This window comes from Buttiauxella cochleicola, from assembly GCF_021282435.1.
GTDB lineage: Bacteria > Pseudomonadota > Gammaproteobacteria > Enterobacterales > Enterobacteriaceae > Buttiauxella > Buttiauxella massiliensis.
Map to the genome: position 1 here is coordinate 189,554 of NZ_JAJSOT010000005.1, position 23,040 is coordinate 212,593.

The 23,040-nt window shown below is 50.6% G+C and carries 23 protein-coding genes; 14 read left to right on the forward strand and 9 right to left on the reverse strand.

Annotated elements, in window-relative coordinates:
- Window positions 1–26 precede the first annotated feature (26 nt).
- Window positions 27–974, forward strand: a complete 948-nt coding sequence (gene asd / locus LVQ77_RS13715; RefSeq protein ID WP_034461140.1) for an archaetidylserine decarboxylase — start codon at window positions 27–29, stop codon at window positions 972–974.
- 60 nt (window positions 975–1,034) lie between these two features.
- Window positions 1,035–4,373, forward strand: coding sequence for a miniconductance mechanosensitive channel MscM (gene mscM / locus LVQ77_RS13720; RefSeq protein WP_232904679.1), 3,339 nt, complete (start codon window positions 1,035–1,037; stop codon window positions 4,371–4,373).
- Between the two features lie 92 nt (window positions 4,374–4,465).
- Here the strand turns inward: mscM and epmA are convergent, their stop codons facing one another.
- The gene (gene epmA / locus LVQ77_RS13725) at window positions 4,466–5,443 is read right to left on the reverse strand and encodes an elongation factor P--(R)-beta-lysine ligase (RefSeq protein WP_151994117.1); all 978 of its coding nucleotides are present in this window, start codon (window positions 5,441–5,443) and stop codon (window positions 4,466–4,468) included.
- 454 nt (window positions 5,444–5,897) lie between these two features.
- Between epmA and frdA the strand changes: the two genes are divergently transcribed.
- From frdA to LVQ77_RS13755, 6 genes are all read left to right on the forward strand, one after another.
- The gene (gene frdA, locus LVQ77_RS13730) at window positions 5,898–7,691 is read left to right on the forward strand and encodes a fumarate reductase (quinol) flavoprotein subunit (RefSeq protein ID WP_232904680.1); all 1,794 of its coding nucleotides are present in this window, start codon (window positions 5,898–5,900) and stop codon (window positions 7,689–7,691) included.
- Window positions 7,692–7,695: 4 nt separating this feature from the next.
- A complete protein-coding gene (locus LVQ77_RS13735) occupies window positions 7,696–8,421 on the forward strand; it encodes a succinate dehydrogenase/fumarate reductase iron-sulfur subunit (protein WP_370645046.1) in 726 nt (241 codons plus the stop codon).
- Between the two features lie 10 nt (window positions 8,422–8,431).
- Complete coding sequence (frdC, locus tag LVQ77_RS13740) at window positions 8,432–8,827, forward strand: fumarate reductase subunit FrdC (RefSeq protein WP_034461133.1); 396 nt, start codon at window positions 8,432–8,434, stop codon at window positions 8,825–8,827.
- Window positions 8,828–8,837: 10 nt separating this feature from the next.
- On the forward strand, window positions 8,838–9,197 hold the full coding sequence (gene frdD, locus LVQ77_RS13745; protein ID WP_232904682.1) for a fumarate reductase subunit FrdD: 360 nt from the start codon (window positions 8,838–8,840) through the stop codon (window positions 9,195–9,197).
- Between the two features lie 158 nt (window positions 9,198–9,355).
- Window positions 9,356–10,507, forward strand: coding sequence for a CMY2/MIR/ACT/EC family class C beta-lactamase (gene ampC, locus LVQ77_RS13750; protein WP_232904683.1), 1,152 nt, complete (start codon window positions 9,356–9,358; stop codon window positions 10,505–10,507).
- Between the two features lie 100 nt (window positions 10,508–10,607).
- The gene (locus LVQ77_RS13755) at window positions 10,608–11,141 is read left to right on the forward strand and encodes a lipocalin family protein (protein WP_232865458.1); all 534 of its coding nucleotides are present in this window, start codon (window positions 10,608–10,610) and stop codon (window positions 11,139–11,141) included.
- On the opposite strand, the gene sugE is transcribed toward LVQ77_RS13755, so the two are convergent.
- A complete protein-coding gene (gene sugE / locus LVQ77_RS13760; RefSeq protein WP_134186238.1) occupies window positions 11,138–11,455 on the reverse strand; it encodes a quaternary ammonium compound efflux SMR transporter SugE in 318 nt (105 codons plus the stop codon). The two genes, LVQ77_RS13755 and sugE, sit on opposite strands and share 4 nt — an antisense overlap.
- A gap of 302 nt (window positions 11,456–11,757) precedes the next feature.
- Here sugE and LVQ77_RS13765 point away from each other — a divergent pair, with 302 nt between their 5' ends.
- Window positions 11,758–12,342, forward strand: coding sequence for a response regulator transcription factor (locus LVQ77_RS13765; protein WP_151994121.1), 585 nt, complete (start codon window positions 11,758–11,760; stop codon window positions 12,340–12,342).
- A gap of 47 nt (window positions 12,343–12,389) precedes the next feature.
- On the opposite strand, the gene ecnB is transcribed toward LVQ77_RS13765, so the two are convergent.
- The 3 genes from ecnB to efp all read right to left on the reverse strand — a co-directional run bounded on the left by ecnB (window position 12,390) and on the right by efp (window position 13,399).
- Complete coding sequence (gene ecnB, locus LVQ77_RS13770; protein WP_034461127.1) at window positions 12,390–12,536, reverse strand: lipoprotein toxin entericidin B; 147 nt, start codon at window positions 12,534–12,536, stop codon at window positions 12,390–12,392.
- A gap of 102 nt (window positions 12,537–12,638) precedes the next feature.
- Window positions 12,639–12,773: an entericidin A/B family lipoprotein gene (locus LVQ77_RS13775; protein WP_064515608.1), complete on the reverse strand. Its 135-nt coding sequence runs from the start codon at window positions 12,771–12,773 to the stop codon at window positions 12,639–12,641.
- Between the two features lie 59 nt (window positions 12,774–12,832).
- Window positions 12,833–13,399 (reverse strand): elongation factor P, encoded by a 567-nt coding sequence (gene efp / locus LVQ77_RS13780; protein WP_064515606.1) that lies wholly within the window; start codon window positions 13,397–13,399, stop codon window positions 12,833–12,835.
- A gap of 40 nt (window positions 13,400–13,439) precedes the next feature.
- Between efp and epmB the strand changes: the two genes are divergently transcribed.
- The gene (gene epmB / locus LVQ77_RS13785) at window positions 13,440–14,468 is read left to right on the forward strand and encodes an EF-P beta-lysylation protein EpmB (protein ID WP_232904684.1); all 1,029 of its coding nucleotides are present in this window, start codon (window positions 13,440–13,442) and stop codon (window positions 14,466–14,468) included.
- A gap of 65 nt (window positions 14,469–14,533) precedes the next feature.
- On the opposite strand, the gene LVQ77_RS13790 is transcribed toward epmB, so the two are convergent.
- From LVQ77_RS13790 to LVQ77_RS13805, 4 genes are all read right to left on the reverse strand, one after another.
- A complete protein-coding gene (locus tag LVQ77_RS13790; RefSeq protein WP_151994124.1) occupies window positions 14,534–14,887 on the reverse strand; it encodes a DUF4156 domain-containing protein in 354 nt (117 codons plus the stop codon).
- Between the two features lie 157 nt (window positions 14,888–15,044).
- On the reverse strand, window positions 15,045–16,688 hold the full coding sequence (gene groL / locus LVQ77_RS13795) for a chaperonin GroEL (protein WP_151994125.1): 1,644 nt from the start codon (window positions 16,686–16,688) through the stop codon (window positions 15,045–15,047).
- A 48-nt stretch (window positions 16,689–16,736) separates the two neighbouring features.
- Window positions 16,737–17,030 (reverse strand): co-chaperone GroES, encoded by a 294-nt coding sequence (locus LVQ77_RS13800; protein WP_034461121.1) that lies wholly within the window; start codon window positions 17,028–17,030, stop codon window positions 16,737–16,739.
- Between the two features lie 137 nt (window positions 17,031–17,167).
- Complete coding sequence (locus tag LVQ77_RS13805; RefSeq protein ID WP_064515596.1) at window positions 17,168–17,653, reverse strand: FxsA family protein; 486 nt, start codon at window positions 17,651–17,653, stop codon at window positions 17,168–17,170.
- Window positions 17,654–18,025: 372 nt separating this feature from the next.
- Between LVQ77_RS13805 and aspA the strand changes: the two genes are divergently transcribed.
- The 4 genes from aspA to LVQ77_RS13825 all read left to right on the forward strand — a co-directional run bounded on the left by aspA (window position 18,026) and on the right by LVQ77_RS13825 (window position 22,986).
- Window positions 18,026–19,462 carry an aspartate ammonia-lyase gene (gene aspA / locus LVQ77_RS13810; RefSeq protein WP_232865455.1) on the forward strand — a complete coding sequence of 479 codons (1,437 nt, stop codon included), beginning with the start codon at window positions 18,026–18,028 and terminating at the stop codon, window positions 19,460–19,462.
- Between the two features lie 112 nt (window positions 19,463–19,574).
- A complete protein-coding gene (locus LVQ77_RS13815) occupies window positions 19,575–20,876 on the forward strand; it encodes an anaerobic C4-dicarboxylate transporter (protein WP_232865454.1) in 1,302 nt (433 codons plus the stop codon).
- 98 nt (window positions 20,877–20,974) lie between these two features.
- Window positions 20,975–21,298: a divalent cation tolerance protein CutA gene (cutA, locus tag LVQ77_RS13820; protein WP_034461116.1), complete on the forward strand. Its 324-nt coding sequence runs from the start codon at window positions 20,975–20,977 to the stop codon at window positions 21,296–21,298.
- On the forward strand, window positions 21,274–22,986 hold the full coding sequence (locus LVQ77_RS13825; protein ID WP_232904685.1) for a protein-disulfide reductase DsbD: 1,713 nt from the start codon (window positions 21,274–21,276) through the stop codon (window positions 22,984–22,986). The genes cutA and LVQ77_RS13825 overlap by 25 nt, the downstream gene beginning before the upstream one ends.
- Window positions 22,987–23,040: the final 54 nt, after the last annotated feature.

The window sequence follows — 23,040 nt, forward strand, 5'->3', positions numbered from 1 at the left end:
TATGGGTACTTAGCCAGGAGGCTATCTTGTTAGACAACTTTAAACTTTCGCTCCAGTACATCCTGCCTAAACTATGGCTGACTCGCCTGGCAGGTTGGGGTGCAAGCAAACGAGCTGGCTGGTTGACCAAACTGGTTATCGACCTGTTCGTTAAATACTACAAAGTCGACATGAAGGAAGCTCAGAAGCCGGATACCGCCAGCTATCGCACCTTCAATGAATTCTTCGTGCGCCCATTGCGTGACGATGTTCGTCCAATCAATACCGACCCAAATGTACTGGTGATGCCAGCAGACGGTGTTGTGAGCCAGTTAGGTCCTATCGAAGAAGATAAAATCCTGCAGGCAAAAGGCCACAACTACAGCCTGGAAGCTCTGCTTGCCGGTAACTATTTGATGGCTGATTTGTTCCGTAACGGCAGCTTCGTTACCACTTATCTGTCACCACGTGATTACCACCGTGTTCACATGCCGTGTAACGGTATTTTGCGTGAAATGATTTACGTACCGGGTGACCTGTTCTCCGTAAACCATTTAACCGCGCAAAACGTGCCAAACCTGTTTGCACGTAACGAACGTGTTATCTGTCTGTTCGATACCGAGTTTGGCCCAATGGCGCAAATCCTGGTGGGTGCCACAATTGTAGGCAGCATCGAAACCGTTTGGGCAGGTACTATCACGCCACCGCGTGAAGGTGTAATCAAACGCTGGACATGGCCTGCCGGGGACAACGAAGGCTCTGTGGCGCTGCTGAAAGGCCAGGAAATGGGTCGCTTCAAACTCGGTTCCACAGTCATTAACTTGTTTGCACCAGGTAAAGTGAACCTGGCTGAACAGCTACAAAGCCTGTCTGCGACCAAAATTGGTGAGCCGCTGGCAATCTCTACCGAGCCGGTTATCGAACCGGAAGTGCCAGTGAGTGAGATTTCTGAAATGGAAGTTGCTGCCGATCAGGAAAGCAAACCAGACGTTTAACTCTCCTACCCCAGCCCTCTGCACATCGCTACGAGGGCTGGTTCACTTAAAGGTACTGACGTGCGCCTGATAATCACAATTCTGATGGCCTGGTGCCTTAGTCTACCGACGTATGCCGCCACAGCCCCCGACGCCAAACAAATCTCCCAGGAACTAGAACAAGCTAAGTCTGCAAAAGACAAACCTGGTAGCCCTGAAACCGTGGAAGCACTTCAGGCCGCGCTCAACGCGCTTGATGAACGCAAAGTCTCGCTGGAACGAGCCACGCAATACCAGCAAGTTATCGATAACTTCCCCAAACTCTCTGACACCTTGCGTCGGCAGATCAATAATCTGCGCGATGAACCGCCAAAAGTGCCAGAGACCATGAGCACCGATGCGTTAAATCAGGAAATCCTGCAAGTTAGCAGCCAATTACTGGATAAAAGCCGCCTTGCACAGCAAGAGCAGGAACGCACTAGAGAAATCACCGATTCGCTCAGCCAACTGCCTCAACAGCAAACCGATGCGCGCCGCCAGTTAAACGAGGTGGAACGTCGGATGGGTACCCCGCCTGCCACCAGCACACCGCTAGCGCAGGCACAAAATCTCTCTTTACAGGCTGAATCATCACGCCTGAAAGCCCTGGTCGATGAACTGGAGCTGGCACAGTTGTCAGCCAGTAACCGCCAGGAACTTGCTCGCCTGCGCGCTGAGCTTGCCCAGAAACAGAGCGAACACCTGGATGCCTATCTCCAGGCATTACGTAATCAGTTGAATAACCAGCGCCAGCGAGAAGCTGAAAAGGCCCTGGAAAGCACAGAATTGCTGGCTGAAAGTAGCGCCAACCTGCCATCAGGTATCGTTGACCAGTTTAAAAATAACCGTGAATTATCCCAGGCGTTGAATCAACAGGCTCAGCGTATGGATTTAGTGGCCTCTCAGCAACGCCAGGCCTCAAGCCAGACCTTGCAAGTGCGTCAGGCACTCAACACACTGCGCGAACAGTCACAATGGCTTGGCGTGTCGAATGTGTTGGGTGAAGCCTTACGCGCTCAGGTAGCTCGTTTACCTGAAATGCCAAAGCCTCAGCAACTGGATACCGAACTTGGCCAGCTGCGTGTACAGCGTCTGCATTATGAAGACCTGATGAACAAGCAGCAGCAATTACGCCAGATTCGTCAGAACGATGGCAAGGAGCTTACCAGTGAGCAAAACCGTATTCTGGAAGCGCAATTGCGCACCCAGCGCGAACTGCTCAATTCCTTGCTGCAAGGTGGCGATAACCTGATTCTTGAGCTCACTAAACTGAAAGTGGCGAATAGCCAACTGGAAGATGCGTTAAAAGAGGTCAACGAAGCAACACACCGTTACCTGTTCTGGACCTCAGATGTCAGCCCGATGGGCATCACCTGGCCGGTGGAGATTGTGCAGGATTTGCGTCGTCTGGTATCGATGGACACCTTCAGCCAGCTTGGCAGTGCCACCATCATGATGCTAACCAGCAAGGAAACACTGCTGCCACTGTTCGCTGCATTGATACTGGTGGGCTTTAGTGTCAGCTCCCGCCGCCATTTCTCTGCTTTCCTTGAGCGCTCTAGTGCGAAGGTCGGTAAGGTCACTCAGGATCACTTCAGCCTAACCTTGCGTACCGTGTTCTGGTCGATTCTGGTGGCTCTACCTTTACCCGTTCTTTGGGCAACGCTAGGCTACGGGCTGCAAGCCGCCTGGCCGTACCCGCTCGCAGTCGCTATCGGTGATGGGGTTACCGCCACGGTGCCATTGCTGTGGGCCGTTATGATTTGTGCCACGTTTGCTCGCCCGAATGGTTTGTTCATCGTGCATTTTGGCTGGCCTCAGCCACGCGTCGCCCGCGCCATGCGCTATTACCTGATGAGTATCGGCTTAATCGTGCCGCTGATTATGGCATTGATTATGTTTGATAATCTCAACGATCGAGAGTTCTCCGGCTCACTCGGCAGACTGTGCTTTATGTTGATTTGCGGTGCAATGGCACTGGTCACCCTGAGTCTGAAACGAGCGGGCATTCCGCTGTATCTGGATAAACAAGGTAATAGCGAAAACATCGCTAACACCATTTTGTGGAACCTGCTGCTTGCCGCCCCGTTGCTCGCCATTCTGGCAGCGGCTGTGGGTTACCTGGCAACTGCACAGGCCTTGCTGGCAAGACTTGAAACGTCTGTGGCTATCTGGTTCTTACTGCTCGTGGTGTACCATATCTTCCGCCGTTGGATGCTGATTCAGCGCCGCCGTCTGGCCTTTGACCGCGCTAAACATCGCCGTGCTGAAATCCTGGCCCAACGTGCGCGTGGTGAAGAAGAAGCCGCACATAGCCACAGCAATGAAGGCTCATCAGAAACCATCGAAGAACCTGAAATCGATCTGGATACCATCAGCGTGCAGTCACTGCGTCTGGTGCGTTCGATTTTGATGCTGATTGCGCTTTTGTCGGTCATTGTGTTGTGGTCAGAAATCCACTCTGCATTTGGCTTCCTTGAGAACATCACCTTGTGGGATGTGACCTCAACGGTACAAGGCGTGGAAAGCATCGAGCCGATAACCCTGGGTTCAGTGTTAATTGCCATTCTGGTGCTGATTATCACCATGCAACTGGTACGTAACCTCCCTGCACTACTCGAACTTGCGCTCTTACAGCACCTGGATTTGGCGCCAGGTACGGGTTACGCCATTACCACCGTAACTAAATATCTGCTGCTGCTTGTCGGCACCCTGGTCGGTTTCTCAATGATTGGCATTGAGTGGTCGAAATTGCAGTGGCTGGTTGCGGCCCTCGGTGTTGGTCTGGGTTTTGGTTTGCAGGAAATTTTCGCCAACTTTATCTCTGGCCTGATAATCCTGTTCGAGAAGCCGATTCGTATTGGCGACACCGTGACAATCCGCGATCTCACCGGCAGCGTCACCAAGATCAACACCCGTGCTACCACCATCAGCGACTGGGACCGTAAAGAGATAATCGTGCCAAATAAAGCGTTTATCACCGAGCAGTTTATCAACTGGTCGTTATCGGATTCAGTCACGCGTGTGGTGCTCACAGTTCCGGCCCCGTCTGATGCAAACAGCGAGGAAGTCACGAAGGTGTTGTTGCAGGCAGCCGAGCGCTGCTCGCTGGTGATTGATAACCCGGCACCAGAAGCCTTCCTGGTCGATTTACAGGCGGGTATTCAAATCTTTGAGTTGCGAATTTATGCCGCTGAGATGAACCACCGTATGCCGCTGCGCCACGAAATTCATCAGCTCATTCTGCAAGGTTTCCGTGAACACGGTATCGAGCTGCCATTCCCACCATTCCAGATGCGTCTGGATAGTCTGGGCGGGCAACGTAGTGCTAAGACGGTGACTTCTTCGGGGAAAGCGGGACGTACGCCGGGGAGTTTGTAACGAAGAGTCGGATGTCGCTTACGCTAATCCGACCTACGAAAATCAATCTGCAGTTGTAGGGTGGATAAGCGCAAGCGTTATCCACCGTTTTTTTAAGCCCTATCTACCGGGAACGCCAGCACATCAGCCAGACTTTCAGCCTTTAGCGCTAACATAATCAAACGATCCACACCTAGCGCAACACCTGAACAATCTGGCAATCCTGCCTTGAGTGCTTCCAGCAAATTCACATCAATCGGCTGCTGTGGCAAACCGCGAGCAACACGTTTGCGATTATCCTGCTCGAAACGCTGCTGCTGCTCACGCGCATCGGTCAATTCGTGGAAACCATTCGCCAGCTCAATACCTCGGAAGTAAACCTCGAAACGCTCCGCAACGCGGTGATCCTCGGTGCTGATCTGCGCAAGGGCTGCCTGGCTTGCCGGGAAGTGATAAACAAACGTCGGTTTGTCTTTACCAATATGTGGCTCAACACCCATGCTGAACAGCAGCTGCAGCAAGGTATCGCGGTCTTCTTCTTGATCGGCAATGTTGCTTAAATCGAGTTTTTTCGCCACTTCGCGCAACTGCGTTTTATCCGCAGAAAGTGGGTCAATTTCCAGATGGCGCTGGAAAGCCTGCTGATATGAGAGAGACTCCGCGGCATCAGTTTCCAGAACCTGTTGCAGTAAATCATCAACTTCATTCATCAGACGATACATATCGTAGCAAGGGCGGTACCACTCCAGCATAGTGAACTCTGGATTATGGTGGCGACCCATCTCTTCATTACGGAAGCTACGGCACAGCTGGAATACCGGGCCGATGCCCGCCGCCAGCAGGCGTTTCATGTGATATTCCGGGCTGGTCATCAGGTACAAATTCACGCCCTGAGCGTGGCCTGGGCCCACAAAACGGGTTTCAAACGGGAACAGATTAATGTCCGTTACCGTAGCCTGACTCATGCACGGTGTTTCCACCTCCAGTACACCGCGGTCGGCAAAAAAACGCCGAATGACTGCCATGATCGCAGCGCGTTTTAACAGGTTGGGGATGGATGCGCTCGGCTGCCAGGTGGCCGTTTCGCTCATGGTGGAGTCTCCGTATTCAAACAAGGCCGAGAAGTCTACCCGCATCGCATAAGGGAGACAAATTTTGCGCAGTAAATTTTCACCATCATTTATACCCGAGAAACTTCGAGATGCAGGTAGGCGGTAAACGAGCAAATCCCGATGAGCTTACTGAAGTAAGTGATTCGGGTGAGTGAGTGTAGCCAACACCCCTGCATTTTGAAGGGCGACGGGTATACGCGGCAAGGGCGCTGATAATGTGAATTTCGTGACGTAACTCATCACTACTACTAATTAATTGCTGAACTGAACAGCAAAAAAATCGAACACGTCAAATTTCCTTAAAAAGCCTGCGGCTATAATCCGCTACCTACAAAGGAGCAGGGAAAACCCTTTCGCTATAGCTGCCGCCGTATCGGTGAACTACCTTTGGTTAAATTAGCTATGCGAAATAACTAAAATCTGGAGGAATGTCGTGCAAACCTTTCAAGCCGATCTTGCCATAATAGGCGCTGGCGGAGCGGGCTTACGAGCAGCCATCGCGGCGGCACAAGCCAATCCACAAGCCAAAATCGCTCTGATCTCCAAAGTCTACCCAATGCGTAGCCACACCGTGGCCGCCGAAGGGGGTTCTGCTGCCGTTACGCAGGATCACGACAGTTACGAATACCATTTCAACGACACCGTTTCCGGTGGCGACTGGTTGTGCGAGCAGGACGTAGTCGACTACTTCGTGCATAACTGCCCAACCGAAATGACACAGCTTGAGCAATGGGGTTGCCCATGGAGCCGCCGTCCGGACGGTTCAGTGAACGTTCGCCGTTTTGGTGGCATGAAGATTGAGCGCACCTGGTTTGCCGCGGATAAAACCGGCTTCCATATGCTCCACACCCTGTTCCAGACCTCATTACAGTTCCCGCAAATCCAGCGTTTTGACGAGCACTTCGTGCTCGATATCCTGGTTGATGATGGTGCTGCTCGTGGCCTGGTCGCCATGAATATGATGGAAGGCACGCTGGTACAAATCCGCGCAAACGCCGTTGTTATGGCAACCGGTGGTGCTGGTCGTGTTTATCGCTATAACACTAACGGCGGCATCGTGACCGGCGATGGTATGGGCATGGCATTGAGCCACGGCGTACCGTTGCGTGATATGGAATTTGTGCAATATCACCCAACCGGCCTGCCGGGTTCCGGCATTCTGATGACGGAAGGCTGCCGTGGTGAAGGCGGTATTCTGGTCAACAAAGATGGCTATCGTTATCTGCAAGATTACGGAATGGGGCCTGAAACTCCTCTGGGCGAGCCGCGTAACAAATATATGGAACTCGGTCCGCGCGACAAAGTTTCTCAGGCCTTCTGGCACGAATGGCGCGCAGGCCGTACCGTTCCTACGCCACGTGGCGATGTGGTTTATCTCGACCTGCGTCACCTGGGCGAGAAAAAACTTCTCGAACGTCTGCCGTTTATCTGCGAACTGGCAAAAGCGTATGTTGGCGTCGACCCGGTTAAAGAGCCGATTCCTGTTCGCCCTACCGCGCACTACACCATGGGTGGTATCGAAACCGACAGTCAGTGCGAATCACGCATTAAAGGCCTATTCGCAGTCGGCGAATGTTCGTCTGTTGGTCTGCATGGTGCGAACCGTTTAGGTTCGAACTCTCTGGCAGAATTGGTGGTGTTTGGTCGCCTGGCAGGTGAAGGTGCGATGCGTCGTGCTAACGAAGCACAGCCCGCCAATGATGCTGCATTGAATGCACAAGCGGCTGATGTCGAAACTCGCCTGAAGAAACTGGTGAATCAGGAAGGCACTGAAAACTGGTCGAAGATCCGCGATGAAATGGGTCTGTCCATGGAAGAAGGTTGCGGTATTTATCGCACACCAGAACTGATGCAGAAAACGAAAGACAAGCTGGCTGAGCTGCAGGAGCGCTTCAAACGTGTGCGCATTACTGACACATCCAGCGTGTTCAATACTGATTTGCTCTACACCATCGAGCTGGGCCACGGCCTGAACGTTGCCGAATGTATGGCGCACTCAGCGATGGCTCGTAAAGAGTCTCGCGGCGCGCACCAGCGTCTGGACGAAGGTTGCACCGAGCGTGATGACGTGAACTTCCTGAAGCACACTCTCGCTTTCCGTGACGCGAATGGAACTACGCGTCTGGAATACAGCGATGTGAAAATCACCACCCTGCCACCGGCAAAACGCGTCTACGGTGCGGAATCAGAAGCGGCCGATAAGAAGAAGGAGGCGTCTAATGGCTGATGCGATGAAGACCCTGAAGATTGAAGTGGTGCGCTACAACCCGGAAACGGATAACGAGCCACACAGTGCAATCTATGACGTGCCTTATGATGAGCAAACCTCGCTGCTGGATGCGCTGGGTTATATCAAAGACAACCTGGCACCTGATCTCAGCTATCGCTGGTCATGCCGTATGGCTATCTGCGGCTCTTGCGGCATGATGGTCAACCGCGTGCCTAAACTGGCTTGTAAAACCTTCCTGCGCGAATACACCAAAGGCATGAAGGTTGAAGCGCTGGCAAACTTCCCTATTGAGCGCGATTTGGTGGTCGATATGACCCACTTTATCGAAAGCCTGGAAGCGATTAAGCCGTACATTATCGGCAACTCGCGTACTCCAGACCAGGGGCCAAATACCCAGACTCCAGCCCAAATGGCGAAATACCATCAGTTCTCGGGCTGCATCAACTGTGGCCTGTGTTATTCCGCATGCCCGCAGTTTGGTTTAAACCCAGAGTTTATTGGCCCGGCTGCAATCACGCTTGCTCACCGTTACAACCTGGATAACCGCGACCATGGCAAGAAAGAGCGTATGGCGCAGTTAAACGGCCAGAATGGCGTCTGGAGCTGTACTTTCGTGGGCTACTGCTCCGAAGTGTGCCCGAAACACGTCGATCCCGCAGCTGCCATCCAGCAGGGTAAAGTCGAAAGTTCGAAAGACTTTTTGATTGCTACCCTGAAACCACGCTAAGGAGTGCAAAATGACTACGAAACGTAAGCCATATGTGCGGACGATGACCCCAACCTGGTGGAAAAAACTGGGTTTCTATCGTTTTTATATGATTCGTGAAGGAACCGCTGTGCCTACCGTCTGGTTCAGCATCTTGTTGCTGTGCGGCCTTTTCTCTTTGAAAAGTGGCCCGGAAAGCTGGGCAGGGTTTGTCAGTTTCCTCCAGAACCCTATCGTGGTTATCCTCAACCTGATCACGTTAGCGGCTGCGTTGTTGCATACGAAAACCTGGTTTGAACTGGCACCAAAGGCCGCCAATATCATCATCAAAGATGACAAAATGGGGCCGGAGCCAGTGATTAAAGGGTTGTGGGCGGTGACAGTTGTCGCCACGGTCGTCATTCTGTTTATTGCACTGTTCTGGTAAGGGGGACGTCATGATTAATCCAAATCCAAAACGCTCCGACGAGCCGGTATTCTGGGGTCTGTTTGGCGCAGGCGGCATGTGGGGCGCCATCATCGCGCCAGTTATCGTGCTGCTGATAGGCATCATGCTGCCGCTGGGGCTTTTCCCGGGCGATGCATTAGGCTATGACCGTGTGCTGACATTCTCACAAAGCCTGATTGGTCGCCTGTTCATCTTCCTGATGATTGTGCTGCCGCTGTGGTGTGGTTTGCACCGTATCCACCACGCCATGCATGACCTGAAAATTCATGTGCCATCTGGCAAGTGGGTGTTCTACGGTCTTGCAGCCATTCTGACTGTTGTGACTTTTATTGGTGTCATCACTCTCTAAAGTTAAACATTCCAGTGACAAGGCCTGCCATGTGCAGGCCTTTTTCTTTGTATCTTCCCGCCTGACACATAAACATATTCGCTAAGAAACTCATGAGGACTGATGATAAATTGAGTCGTTCAGGGCATGCTGTCGTGTCACTTTATGGAAGCTATTCAATGATGAAAAAAACACTTTGCTGTGTGCTAATGCTCACGGCCTCCTGCTCAACGCTTGCTGCCACGAAAGCTTTGACCGAACAACAGATTGCTCAGACAGTCAATCAGACCATTGAGCCCCTGCTCAAAGAGCAGAATATACCCGGCATGGCCGTCGCCGTTATTTATCAGGGAAAACCCTATTACTTCACGTACGGTCAGGCTGATATCGCCAAAAATTTACCGGTCACGAAAGAGACATTGTTTGAACTCGGCTCTGTCAGTAAGACCTTTACCGGTGTTCTGGGCGGCGACAGCGTAGCCCGTGGGGAAATAAAACTAAGCGACCCGGCAACGAAGTACTGGCCTGCACTCACCGGTAAGCAATGGAAAGACATTAACCTACTGCAACTTGCCACCTATACCGCAGGGGGCTTACCGCTACAGGTTCCTGATGAAGTCACAAACCAGGCTTCCTTACTCCACTTTTACCAGAACTGGCAGCCACAATGGGCTCCGGGATCCACTCGTCTCTATGCTAATGCCAGCATCGGCCTCTTCGGCGCGTTGGCGGTGAAGCCATCAGGAATGAGCTTTGAAGAGGCAATGTCCAGACGCGTATTCCAGCCGTTAAACCTTGTGCATACATGGATAAAAGTGCCCGCATCTGAGGAGCACAACTACGCATGGGGCTACCGTAACGATAAGGCAGTGCACGTTTCACCGGGCATGCTGGATGCAGAAGCCTATGGCGTGAAAACAACGATTGAAGATATGGCTAGTTGGGTACAGGCAAACATCAAGCCTGAACAGGTAGGCTCTGCAACATTACGTAAGGGAATTGAGCTCGCACAATCACGCTACTGGCGAATTGGCAGCATGTACCAGGGCTTAGGTTGGGAGATGCACAACTGGCCGGTTGATGCCAAAACCGTGGTAAATGGCAGCGATAATAAAGTAGCGCTATCCCCTCAAACGGCGACAGCCATCGAACCGCCTGCGCCTGTTGTTAAGGCATCCTGGGTTCACAAAACAGGCTCAACCGGGGGCTTTGGGACTTATGTAGCGTTTATTCCCGAGCAACAACTTGGCATCGTGATGATGGCAAATAAAAGCTACCCCAATCCTGAGCGGGTTAAAGCCGGGTACAAAATCCTCGCAGCATTACAGTAATGCATACCGGCCTGCTCAGCAGGCCTTTTTATTTCTGCCCGCATACCGCTTTTTTGCTGCTGCCTTCTACACTTAGCTAAAACAGCAGAAGGAATTAGCTATGCGCATCTGGCCGATTATCACCACTCTTGCAGTTGCGTTTCTCGTTGTTGCCTGTAGCTCTCCAACCCCTCCACCAGGAACCACGGTGGTCAATAATTTTGAAGCAAAACGCTATCTCGGCAAGTGGTATGAAATTGCCCGTCTTGACCACAAATTTGAAAGCGGGCTAGAGCAAGTGACTGCTACATATAGCACCATGGATGACGGTGGAATTCGTGTGATAAACAGAGGATTTAATCCCGACAGGCAGATGTGGCAGCAAAGTGTCGGCAAAGCTTACTTCACTGGAAACCCAAGTCGCGCAGCACTAAAAGTCTCATTCTTTGGGCCGTTTTACGGTGGGTATAATGTGATAGCCATTGATAAAGATTACCGGCACGCACTGGTATGCGGGCCGGATAAAGACTATCTGTGGATATTATCACGCACCCCGACAATCAGCAGTGAAGTGAAGCAACAGATGCTTAATATCGCGACACAACAGGGCTTCCCGGTCGAGAAGTTACTGTGGATTAAACAACCCACCAATTAATGAGTGCTAATTTTCAGGCCAATAATCCCGACGACAATCAAAGCCAGGCTCGCAATGCGGGCCAGGTTTGCTGATTCGCCTAACAGCAAGATACCTGTGGTGGCAGCACCTACGGCACCAATTCCTGTCCAGACGGCGTAAGCCGTACCGGTCGGCAACGTTTTCATTGACCAGGACAGCAGCGCGATGCTGACAACCATGGCAACTACGGTGATAACGCTTGGCCACAGGCGGGTGAAACCATGGGTATATTTCAGGCCCACAGCCCACACAACTTCTAATAAACCGGCGATAACAAGAATAAACCAGGCCATATACAGCTCCATTATTGGGGCCGTCCCCGGAAATCAAGAAGCTCGAATGGGTCGTCCCATAAGGCTGGTGAGGGCACTATTTTATCGATCGCCCGCAGACAAAAAAGTCCAACAGGACTTTCTTATCATAAAAACCAGTAAAGTTTTGTTTCCACATCTGGCGGGAGTTTTGACATTAAGCCGAGAAATGAACGCAATTTAACCCGTAAATCCACAATTCATTTCAGGTGCTTTTTTCATAATATAATGTTTTATTTGGCATTCAGAAAAGGCTGTAATAGTGAGTCACGCGAACGGTAATTATGCATAAGATATTGTTAATTGACCGCTGCCATTATACCCGGCAGGGATTCAAATATTGGCTTAGTCAAAACCCTGCTTTTTCTATTTCTGAAACTGATAATTTACTTGTAGCTCGCGAGAAAATAATACAATGGCGACCTAATCTTGTTATTGCCGATTTCACCAGTTTCGCCAGCTCTCTACATAATATCCAACAGCTCTCATCTATTTATTCTGCCTGTGGTACATCAATTCGATTAATGTTACTTAACAGTATCCGTCACGAAAAGATCGAAGAGTACTGTCTGGCTCAGGGCTCACGCTCGCTACATAGTAAATCCGTTCCACTAGCGGAGCTTTACGACACTATTCAGAAGCAACTTAGTGCCCGCCCACCTTTTCATCCGGTACGGCAGTATGCATCTCCTCTTCTTACATTGCGTGAGGAGCGTATATTAAAGTTGTGGACCGATGAGGCCAATAATGATTTTATCGCCAGAATAATGGGGATTAGTACCAAGACGGTTTATACCTATAAGCGGAATATCCGTATGAAGTTAGGGATTAATAATCGCTATTCATTGTTTATAGAGCAACAACATTAACGAAAGGAATTACGGTACGGCAATGATACCGTACCGTCGGTGATACTTTAATTCTGCGCTTTTGTTGCAGCACCTGAAATGGCCTGGCCGCCATCCTGAATATCTTCACCCACGCCTTTGGTGGTATTACACGCGGTAAGTAACGACGAAAGCACTATGAGAGAAAAGAACGCTGCAATAGTTTTCTTAATCATGACCGTTTCCTTTTTTGACCATATTGTTTGTGTATAGCAGTTAAAGCATAGACAAAAATTGGCAAGCTGAAGGAAAAAGCGGATTTTTAGGAGTGTTGGTAATTACTTGTTTGCTGCACGTTCGATGGAGCCGCCAAGGTGCTTGAGATCTTCACCAAAGCCGCGGGTGGTATTACAACCGGCGAGAAACGAGGTTAACAACGTGATGAAAAGTAAATGCTTAATCAAACGGTTCATCTTCCCTGCCTTTTGTAAGTGGCGACGAAGTGCTAAACCCCGTCGCCAATCTTCACGTATTACTTAACGCGAGAAACGTATTCGCCAGAGCGGGTGTCAACTTTGATCACTTCGCCAGTCTGAACGAACAAAGGTACTTTAACCACAGCACCAGTAGACAGTTTTGCAGGCTTACCGCCGGTACCAGCAGTATCACCTTTCAGACCTGGATCGGTTTCAACGATTTCCAGCTCTACAAAGTTTGGTGGTTGTACGGCGATTGGACGGCCGTTCCACAGGGTGACGATACATTCGGCCTGATCCAGCATCCACTTAGCATTTTCGCCAATGGCTTTTTCATCAGCTGCAAGCTGCTCGAAAGTTTCGTTGTTCATGAAGTGGTAGAACTCACCGTCGTTGTACAGGTAAGTCAGGTTCATATCGATAACGTCTGCGCCTTCAGCGGAGTCGGTAGATTTGAAAGTTTTTTCTACGCGGGTGCCAGTCAACAGGCGGCGCATTTTAACGCGAGCAAAGGCTTGGCCTTTACCTGGTTTCACGAACTCACTGGATTCAACCGCGTAAGGTTCGCCTTCAAACATGATTTTAAGACCGGCACGAAAATCGTTGCTAGAATAAGTCGCCATAAGGCCCTCTGAAATTGTTAATTGGTAGCTTAGCCAAAAAATGGCACACATTGTAACCCTAAATCCCCCTCGCAGAGAAGATTGGTTAACGCAACTTGGCGATGTTATAACCGATCCTGACGAACTGCTGCATATTTTAGAGCTGAACGCTGACAAAGAGTTGTTAGCGGGACGTGATGCACGCCGACTTTTTGCCTTGCGCGTGCCGCGAGCTTTTGTCGCTCGCATGGAAAAAGGCAATCCGAACGACCCACTATTACGCCAGGTGTTAACTTCGAAAGAAGAGTTTATTGCCGCTCCCGGCTTTAGCACTGATCCGCTCGAAGAGCAGCACAGCGTGGTTCCGGGGCTGCTGCATAAATACAGTAACCGGGCGCTGTTGTTGGTTAAAGGTGGCTGTGCGGTCAACTGCCGCTACTGTTTCCGCCGCCATTTCCCCTACTCCGACAACCAGGGGAACAAGCGTAACTGGCAGGCCGCCATTTCATATATCAGCGATCACCCTGAACTCGATGAGATCATTTTTTCTGGCGGCGATCCGCTTATGGCAAAAGATCATGAACTGGATTGGTTGATCAGCGAACTGGAAGCAATCCCGCATATTAAACGGCTACGTATCCACAGCCGTTTGCCGATTGTCATCCCGGCACGAATTACCGAAACGCTAGTAGCACGTCTTGCGCGCTCACGGTTGCAGGTGATTCTGGTAAACCATATCAACCATGCCAATGAGATTGATGAAGAGTTCAGAGCGGCTATGGTGGGCTTACGCCAGGCAGGCGTCACATTGCTTAACCAAAGTGTCCTGCTGCGCGATGTGAACGATAACGCACAGACGCTCGCAAACCTGAGTAATGCACTGTTCGATGCGGGCGTAATACCCTATTACCTGCATGTGCTCGATAAAGTGCAAGGTGCGGCGCATTTCATGGTGAGTGATGATGAAGCCAGAATGATTATGCGTGAGTTGCTGACGTTGATTTCCGGCTATATGGTGCCGAAGCTTGCGCGTGAGATTGGCGGTGAGCCGAGTAAAACACCATTGGATTTGCAGTTACGGCAAAGTTAATTCAGAAATGAATTTTGTAGGTCGGGTAAGCGCAACACCACACGACCTACAAAATTAAACTTAGATCAGTTCGGACACTTATAAACCTGACCAGTCATTTTGCTGGCAGTCGGAGCAAAGCTCGACAACAAGTTTTGCGTCGGGCTGCTCACGCCATACAGCACGTTACCACCCATCGCCGCTGCGTTATTACGCAGAGCATTAGCCGCGCCGCGCATAGAACCACCTTCATCACCATGTTGGCCTGACAACCAGTTACTTTGCTCGCCGGTTGCGGTGCCAATCAGCTGGCATTCAGTGCCTGGCTTCTCTTCAACGAAACGAACGCTCTGGCCATTAGTGCTTAAATCATTGCTGGTGCTACATCCTGCCAGCAGCAGCGCTGCCACAGCTATTCCTGCTGAAACTTTAATGCGCATGTTCTTCCCCGTTATCAATGCCGTCTTGAATAGTAGCGGGCAGTCATCGCCCGGTGAGATCTTATACCAGAGTGCGACCAAAAAGAAAAAACCCTCAGACATTTCTGCCTGAGGGTTTTCTTAACACGGTGTTACTTCACACCAGGTGTTGGGGCAATTACATCATGCCGCCCATGCCACCCATACCACCCATACCTGCGCCGCCCATGTCTGGACCGTCAGATTTTGGCATATCGGTAATCATGCACTCAGTGGTGATCATCAGGCCAGCCACAGAAGCTGCGTACTGCAGAGCAGAACGAGTTACTTTGGTTGGATCCAGGATACCCATGTCGATCATGTTGCCGTATTCTTCAGTTGCTGCGTTGTAACCGTAGTTACCGTCGCCCGCTTTCACGTTGTTAGCAACAACAGATGGCTCTTCGCCGCAGTTCAGAACGATCTGACGCAGTGGGGATTCCATTGCGCGCAGCGCAACTTTGATACCCACGTTCTGGTCTTCGTTCTGGCCACGCAGTTCAGACAGTTTAGAAGCTACGCGAATCAGCGCAACACCACCACCGGCAACCACACCTTCTTCAACCGCAGCACGGGTAGCGTGCAGGGCATCTTCAACGCGTGCTTTCTTCTCTTTCATTTCAACTTCGGTAGCAGCACCGACTTTGATTACTGCAACGCCGCCAGCCAGTTTAGCTACGCGCTCTTGCAGTTTTTCACGGTCGTAATCAGAAGTTGCTTCTTCGATTTGCTTACGAATCTGAGTCACACGACCCTGGATTGCGTCTTCTTCACCATTACCATCGATGATAGTCGTGGTGTCTTTGTTGATAACGATACGTTTAGCAGTACCCAGATCTTCCAGAGTCGCTTTTTCCAGCTCCATACCGATCTCTTCAGAGATTACGGTACCGCCAGTCAGAGTTGCGATATCTTGCAGCATTGCTTTACGACGGTCGCCAAAGCCAGGTGCTTTAACAGCAGCAACTTTCACGATGCCACGCATGGTGTTAACCACCAGGGTCGCCAGCGCTTCGCCTTCAACATCTTCAGCAATGATCAGCAGTGGTTTGCCTGCTTTCGCAACGGCTTCCAGTACTGGCAGCATTTCACGGATGTTGGAGATTTTTTTGTCAGCCAGCAGGATGAATGGGCTTTCCAGTTCGATAGAACCCGTTTCAGGCTTGTTGATGAAGTACGGAGACAGGTAGCCACGGTCAAACTGCATACCTTCTACAACGTCCAACTCGTCTTGCAGGCCAGTGCCTTCTTCAACGGTGATAACGCCTTCTTTGCCTACTTTCTCCATTGCTTCAGCAATCAGAGTACCAACAGTTTCGTCGGAGTTAGCAGAGATAGTACCAACCTGAGCGATTGCTTTAGAGTCAGAGCAAGGAACAGACAGTGCTTTCAGCTCTTCAACAGCGGCGATAACAGCTTTATCGATACCGCGTTTCAGGTCCATTGGGTTCATGCCCGCAGCAACAGCTTTCAGGCCTTCAGTGATGATGGACTGAGCCAGCACGGTTGCAGTGGTAGTACCGTCGCCCGCAGCGTCGTTCGCTTTAGAGGCAACTTCTTTAACCATCTGCGCACCCATGTTTTCGAACTTGTCTTCCAGTTCGATTTCACGCGCTACAGAAACACCATCTTTAGTGATAGTCGGTGCACCGAAAGATTTATCCAGAACAACGTTACGGCCTTTAGGACCGAGGGTAACTTTCACTGCATCTGCCAGTACGTTAACGCCACGCAGCATTTTCACACGAGCGTCATTACCGAATTTTACGTCTTTAGCTGCCATTCTTAACTTTCCTTAAATTCGTTTATGTTCGTTCAGTTATTGCGCGTATTACGCTTCAACAATTGCCAGGATGTCGCTTTCTGCCATGATCAACACTTCTTCATTGTCGATCTTCTCAGATTTCACGCCGTAGCCATCGTTGAAAATTACGATATCGCCGACTTTAACGTCCAGCGGTTGTACGTTACCGTTTTCCAGGATGCGGCCTTTACCGACAGCGATGATTTCGCCACGAGTTGATTTGCCTGCTGCGCTGCCAGTCAGAACGATGCCGCCCGCAGATTTAGATTCAACTTCTTTACGCTTGACGATAACGCGGTCATGTAATGGACGAATGCTCATGTGATAGCTCTCCTTTGAGAAAGTCATTATCAATTGTTTAGGTAACGCCGGCCCAAAATGGGTTATCGGCTGGTGACCTGAGAGATGGGGATGAGCCTTCCCCCCTTCAAGGGGGAAAACAAAAAAATTTTCGATTTTTAACGATTATGACGATCGTCGTTATCGCGATCATCTAGCTGTTTGGGAGCATCATCTTTACGTTGATACTCGCCGTCGAACGTTGAACCACCGCCGGTGCCCGCGCTAAAACCACCACCTGGTGTACGTGAGAAACGTAGATGTGGCATCAGTTTCAGCGTCAGATGCTTCTGTACTGGTGGCAGTAACAGCAGCAAGCCCAGGAAGTCGGTGAAGAAGCCTGGCAACAACAACAGCAAGCCTGCGATGATGAGCGAAACGCTTTTAATCATCTCAACCGCCGGGCTTTCACCCGCTGCCATTTTCTGCTGCATCAGCATGAAGTTTTTAAAACCCTGGTTGCGAACCAGCGACATACCAATTACTGAAGTGAATATCACCAGCACGAGCGTCAGGAAGACACCCATGACGTGGGCGACCTGAATAAACAATGAAATCTCTATGTATACATAGAGAAAGACGGCAATTAACGGTATCCAGCGCACCGTACACTCCTGTAGTTGGAAAAGCCCGTAGTAAAACCTGAGCAATTGTAGCAAGCGCCATCAAGCACTTGCGAAAATAGGTTAGCAAATATGCACAGTCAAAGAGATGGCGACGCCATAGTCAAAAATCAATCTAAGCGCCCTATTATTTTTTTGGAAGTTTTCAACAATTGATCAACATCACATATTAATAATTGTTATGTGAGCAGACCTTTTAATAAGTGATCCAGATTACTGCTTTTCGCTATCATCAGCATATCATCACGGCACGCAGACCGAATATGGACATAATCGTCGGTCTATTCATCGCACAACCGTAGATCCTGTGTGTGCAATGATCAATCAATGGCAGCTTTAATTAAGAAGGTTCACATGTTAAATAACATTCGTATCGAAGAAGATTTGTTGGGTACCAGGGAAGTGCCAGCGGATGCCTATTATGGTGTTCATACTCTGAGAGCGATTGAAAACTTCTACATAAGCAACAGCAAAATCAGTGATATACCTGAATTTGTGCGCGGCATGGTCATGGTTAAGAAAGCAGCGGCAATGGCGAACAAGGAGTTGCAAACCATTCCGAAAAGCATCGCAAACACCATTATCCAGGCCTGTGATGAAGTGCTGAATAACGGCAAGTGCATGGACCAATTCCCGGTGGACGTTTACCAGGGCGGTGCCGGTACTTCCGTCAACATGAATACCAACGAAGTGCTCGCCAACATTGGGCTTGAGCTGATGGGCCACCAGAAAGGTGAGTACCAGTTCCTGAACCCGAACGACCACGTAAACAAATGCCAATCCACCAATGATGCCTACCCGACAGGTTTCCGAATCGCGGTGTACGCTTCTATTGTGAAACTGATTGATGCTATCAACCAGTTAGGCGATGGCTTCCAACGCAAAGCGGTTGAGTTCGAGAATGTCCTGAAAATGGGTCGTACTCAGCTACAAGACGCCGTACCAATGACGCTGGGCCAGGAATTCCACGCATTCAACGTGTTGTTGAATGAAGAAACCCGCAACTTGCTGCGTACCGCAGAACTGCTGCTGGAAGTGAACCTCGGTGCGACCGCCATCGGTACTCGCCTGAACACCCCTGATGGTTATCAACAATTGGCGGTCCAGAAACTGGCTGAAGTCAGCAACCTGCCATGCGTACCAGCTGAAGACCTGATTGAAGCGACTTCCGACTGCGGCGCATACGTCATGGTTCACAGCTCGCTCAAACGCCTGGCGGTGAAAATGTCGAAGATCTGTAACGACCTTCGCCTGCTCTCTTCCGGCCCACGTTCTGGCCTGAACGAAATCAACCTGCCAGAATTGCAGGCTGGTTCTTCCATCATGCCTGCCAAAGTAAACCCGGTAATTCCAGAAGTCGTGAACCAGGTCTGCTTCAAAGTGATTGGCAACGACATCACCGTAACCATGGCTTCCGAAGCCGGTCAGCTGCAGCTGAACGTAATGGAACCTGTCATTGGCCAGGCGATGTTCGAGTCCATTCATATCCTGACCAATGCTTGCTACAACCTGCTGGAAAAATGCATCAACGGCATCACTGCTAATAAAGAAGTGTGTGAAAGCTACGTCTACAACTCAATTGGTATCGTGACTTATCTGAACCCATTCATTGGCCACCACAATGGTGACATCGTTGGGAAGATTTGTGCCGAAACCGGTAAGAGCGTGCGTGAAGTCGTTCTGGAGCGCGGCCTGTTAACCGAAGCCGAGTTGGATGATATTTTCTCTATCAACAACCTGATGCACCCGGTTTATAAAGCGAAGCGTTATACCGATGAAAGCGAACAGTAACCTTTCCGGTCCTTAACAAAAGGCACGTCCATTGGACGTGCCTTTTTCATTTGTATCACCAACAAAAACACAACAAATAATTATCAATTAATCAAACACAAGGACGGAAATCATGTTTGGAGCAGAACTCGTTATCGTGCTTTTAGCGATATATCTTGGGGCCAGACTCGGCGGCATAGGCATTGGCTTTGCTGGCGGTTTTGGTGTGCTGGTTTTAACACTTGTTTTTCAGGTAAAACCGGGCTCTATCCCATTTGATGTAATCGAAATCATCATGGCAGTTATTGCCGCGATTGCCGCCATGCAGGTAGCAGGCGGAATGGACTATCTGGTCAGCCTTGCAGAAAAACTGCTGCGTCGCCATCCGAAATACATCACCTTCCTCGCTCCGCTCGTGACATGGTTTATGACTATTCTTGCGGGAACGGGTCATACTGCATTTTCCACGCTTCCGGTCATTACAGAAGTTGCCAAAGAACAAGGCATTCGCCCATCGCGCCCATTGTCTATCGCCGTTGTGGCCTCACAAATTGCGATTACTGCCTCGCCAATTTCTGCGGCTGTAGTGTTCTTCTCCGGCATTCTTGAGCCAATGGGCATCAGCTACCTGACTCTACTGAGCATCTGTATTCCGGTTACGCTGGTAGCCGTTATGCTGACAGCGATTGTGTGTAACTTCCTGGGCAGTGAACTGAAAGATGACCCGGTTTATCAGGAACGTCTGGCTAAAGGCGAAGTAAAACTGCGTGGGGCCAGCGTGTTTGAATTAAAACCTCATGCAAAACGCTCGGTGCTACTGTTCCTTATCGGTATCGTTGCCGTCATGCTGTACGCCACCGCCATCAGCGACACCGTTGGCCTGATTCAAAACCCTATCCTGCCGCGTAACGAAGCGATTGTGGTGTTCATGCTGACCATCGCTACGCTTATCTCCTTCACCTGTAAAATCGATACTGGCGAAATCCTCAATGCCAGCACATTCAAATCGGGCATGAGTGCTTGTATCTGCGTACTGGGTGTAGCCTGGTTGGGTGATACCTTCGTTAAAAACCATATCCAGGATATTCAGGCCGTTGCGGGTGACTTACTGCAAAGCTATCCGTGGTTGCTGGCTGTAGTGCTGTTCTTCGCAGCCACTTTGCTTTACTCCCAGGCGGCAACCACCAAAGCTCTGATGCCAGCGGCATTAATGCTTGGTGTTAGCCCACTGACCGCCATCGCCTCTTTCGCCGCTGTTTCAGCGCTGTTCGTGCTGCCAACTTACCCAACCTTACTGGCTGCGGTAGAGATGGATGACACTGGCTCAACGCGTATTGGTAAATACGTGTTTAACCACGCGTTCTTAATTCCTGGTGTTATCGCTATTACGCTGTGCGTGATCCTCGGCTTCATTGTCGGCGGCATGGTTCTGTAAATCTTTTAAAACACGGGTCGCACTGCGGCCCGTTTAACGCCCCCACTCACTCCCACATGCTATAGTCAACCGCGAATCCACCAGATACGAGGTTAGCTATGCCGACTACCCAGGCTGTTGTCATCCTTTGTACTGCCCCAGATGAAGCCACCGCTCAGGAACTTGCCGCCCTCGTGCTGGCGGAGAAACTGGCGGCCTGCGTCACCTTATTGCCCGGTGCGACATCGCTCTATTACTGGGAAGGGAAAATGGAACAGGAGTATGAGGTGCAGATGCTGCTCAAAAGCGACATTGAGCATCAGGAAGCGCTGCTGGCTTGCCTGAAATCGCATCACCCATATCAAACCCCTGAATTACTGGTTCTGCCAGTTACCCACGGAGATAGTGAATACCTCTCATGGCTCTACGCATCTTTGCGCTAATTTTTGCGCTATTCAGCTCACACGCTTTTGCAGGTCTTTTCGACAACCAAAGCAAATCTCAGTTTGTGCCGGTCGACCAGGCTTTTGCATTCGATTTTCAGCAATCTGACCACCAGCTCAACCTGAACTGGCAGATAAAACCCGGCTACTACCTTTATCGCCAGCAGATAAAACTCAACCCTGCGCAAGCCGAACTTGCGCCGCTGGAGTTGCCAGAAGGCACCTGGCATGAAGACGAGTTTTACGGCAAGACTGAGATCTATACCCAGCAGCTTAATCTACCGATAACGATTGAGAAGGCGACCAAAGGGGCAACTGTTAGCGTGACGTATCAGGGCTGCGCCGAAGCGGGCTTCTGTTACCCACCTGAGACGCGCGTGGTGCCGCTGAGTGAAGTTCTCCCAGCAGCAAATTCATCAGCGCCCGTGGCTGTTGCGCCAAAACCACCAGCTGACGCTACAGATACTAAAACCACGCAACTGCCATTCTCTGCACTTTGGGCATTCTTAATCGGTATCGGTATCGCCTTCACGCCTTGCGTGCTGCCGATGTACCCATTGATTTCCGGCATTGTGCTCGGCGGTAAACAGCGTTTATCCACTGCTCGTGCCCTGCTGCTGACCTTTGTCTATGTGCAAGGAATGGCGCTGACCTATACCGCGCTGGGCCTTGTGGTTGCGGCGGCGGGACTGCAATTCCAGGCAGCCCTCCAGCACCCTTACGTGCTTATCGGCCTGTCAGCGCTTTTTGTACTGCTCGCGGCTTCTATGTTTGGGCTATTCACCCTGCAACTGCCATCATCGTTGCAAACGCGCCTTACATTGATGAGTAATCGCCAGCAAGGCGGTTCCGCGGGTGGTGTGTTTGCGATGGGCGCATTAGCCGGGCTAATTTGCTCGCCTTGTACTACCGCACCGCTGAGCGCCATTCTGCTGTACATCGCCCAGAGCGGGAACATGTGGCTCGGAGGCGGCACGTTGTATCTCTACGCGTTAGGCATGGGCCTCCCGTTGATGCTCATCACCGTATTCGGCAACCGTCTGCTTCCCAAAAGTGGCCCGTGGATGGAAACCGTCAAAATCGCATTTGGTTTTGTGATCCTTGCACTGCCGGTTTTCCTGTTGGAACGCATACTGGGAGATAGTTGGGGTATTCGGTTATGGGGTTTGCTCGGCGTGGCGTTCTTCGGCTGGGCATTTATTACCAGCCTGCAAGCAACTAAATCATGGATGCGCGTGGTGCAGATAATCCTGCTCGGCGCGGCACTGGTTTGTGCTCGCCCTCTGCAAGACTGGGCATTCGGTAATACAGTAACCGCCAGCCAGGCACATCTCAATTTCACCAAAATTGCTAACGTTGAGCAGCTCGATGCCGCACTTGCCAGTGCAAAAGGCAAACCCGTAATGCTCGATTTGTACGCCGACTGGTGTGTGGCTTGCAAAGAGTTTGAGAAATACACCTTTAGCGATACGCAGGTACAGCAACAGTTGGGAAATACCGTTTTACTCCAGGCTGATGTTACCGCCAACAACGCGCAAGATGTGGCGTTGTTAAAGCATCTCCAGGTTTTAGGGCTACCAACGATTTTATTCTTTGATACACAAGGGCACGAGTTGCCAGAAGCACGTGTGACCGGTTTTATGAATGCTGACACCTTCCGTACGCATTTGCAGAAACTGACGCCGTAAACAACACTCATTGTGGGAAGTACACTAAATAATTCAGCTTGCATCGAGGCAGCT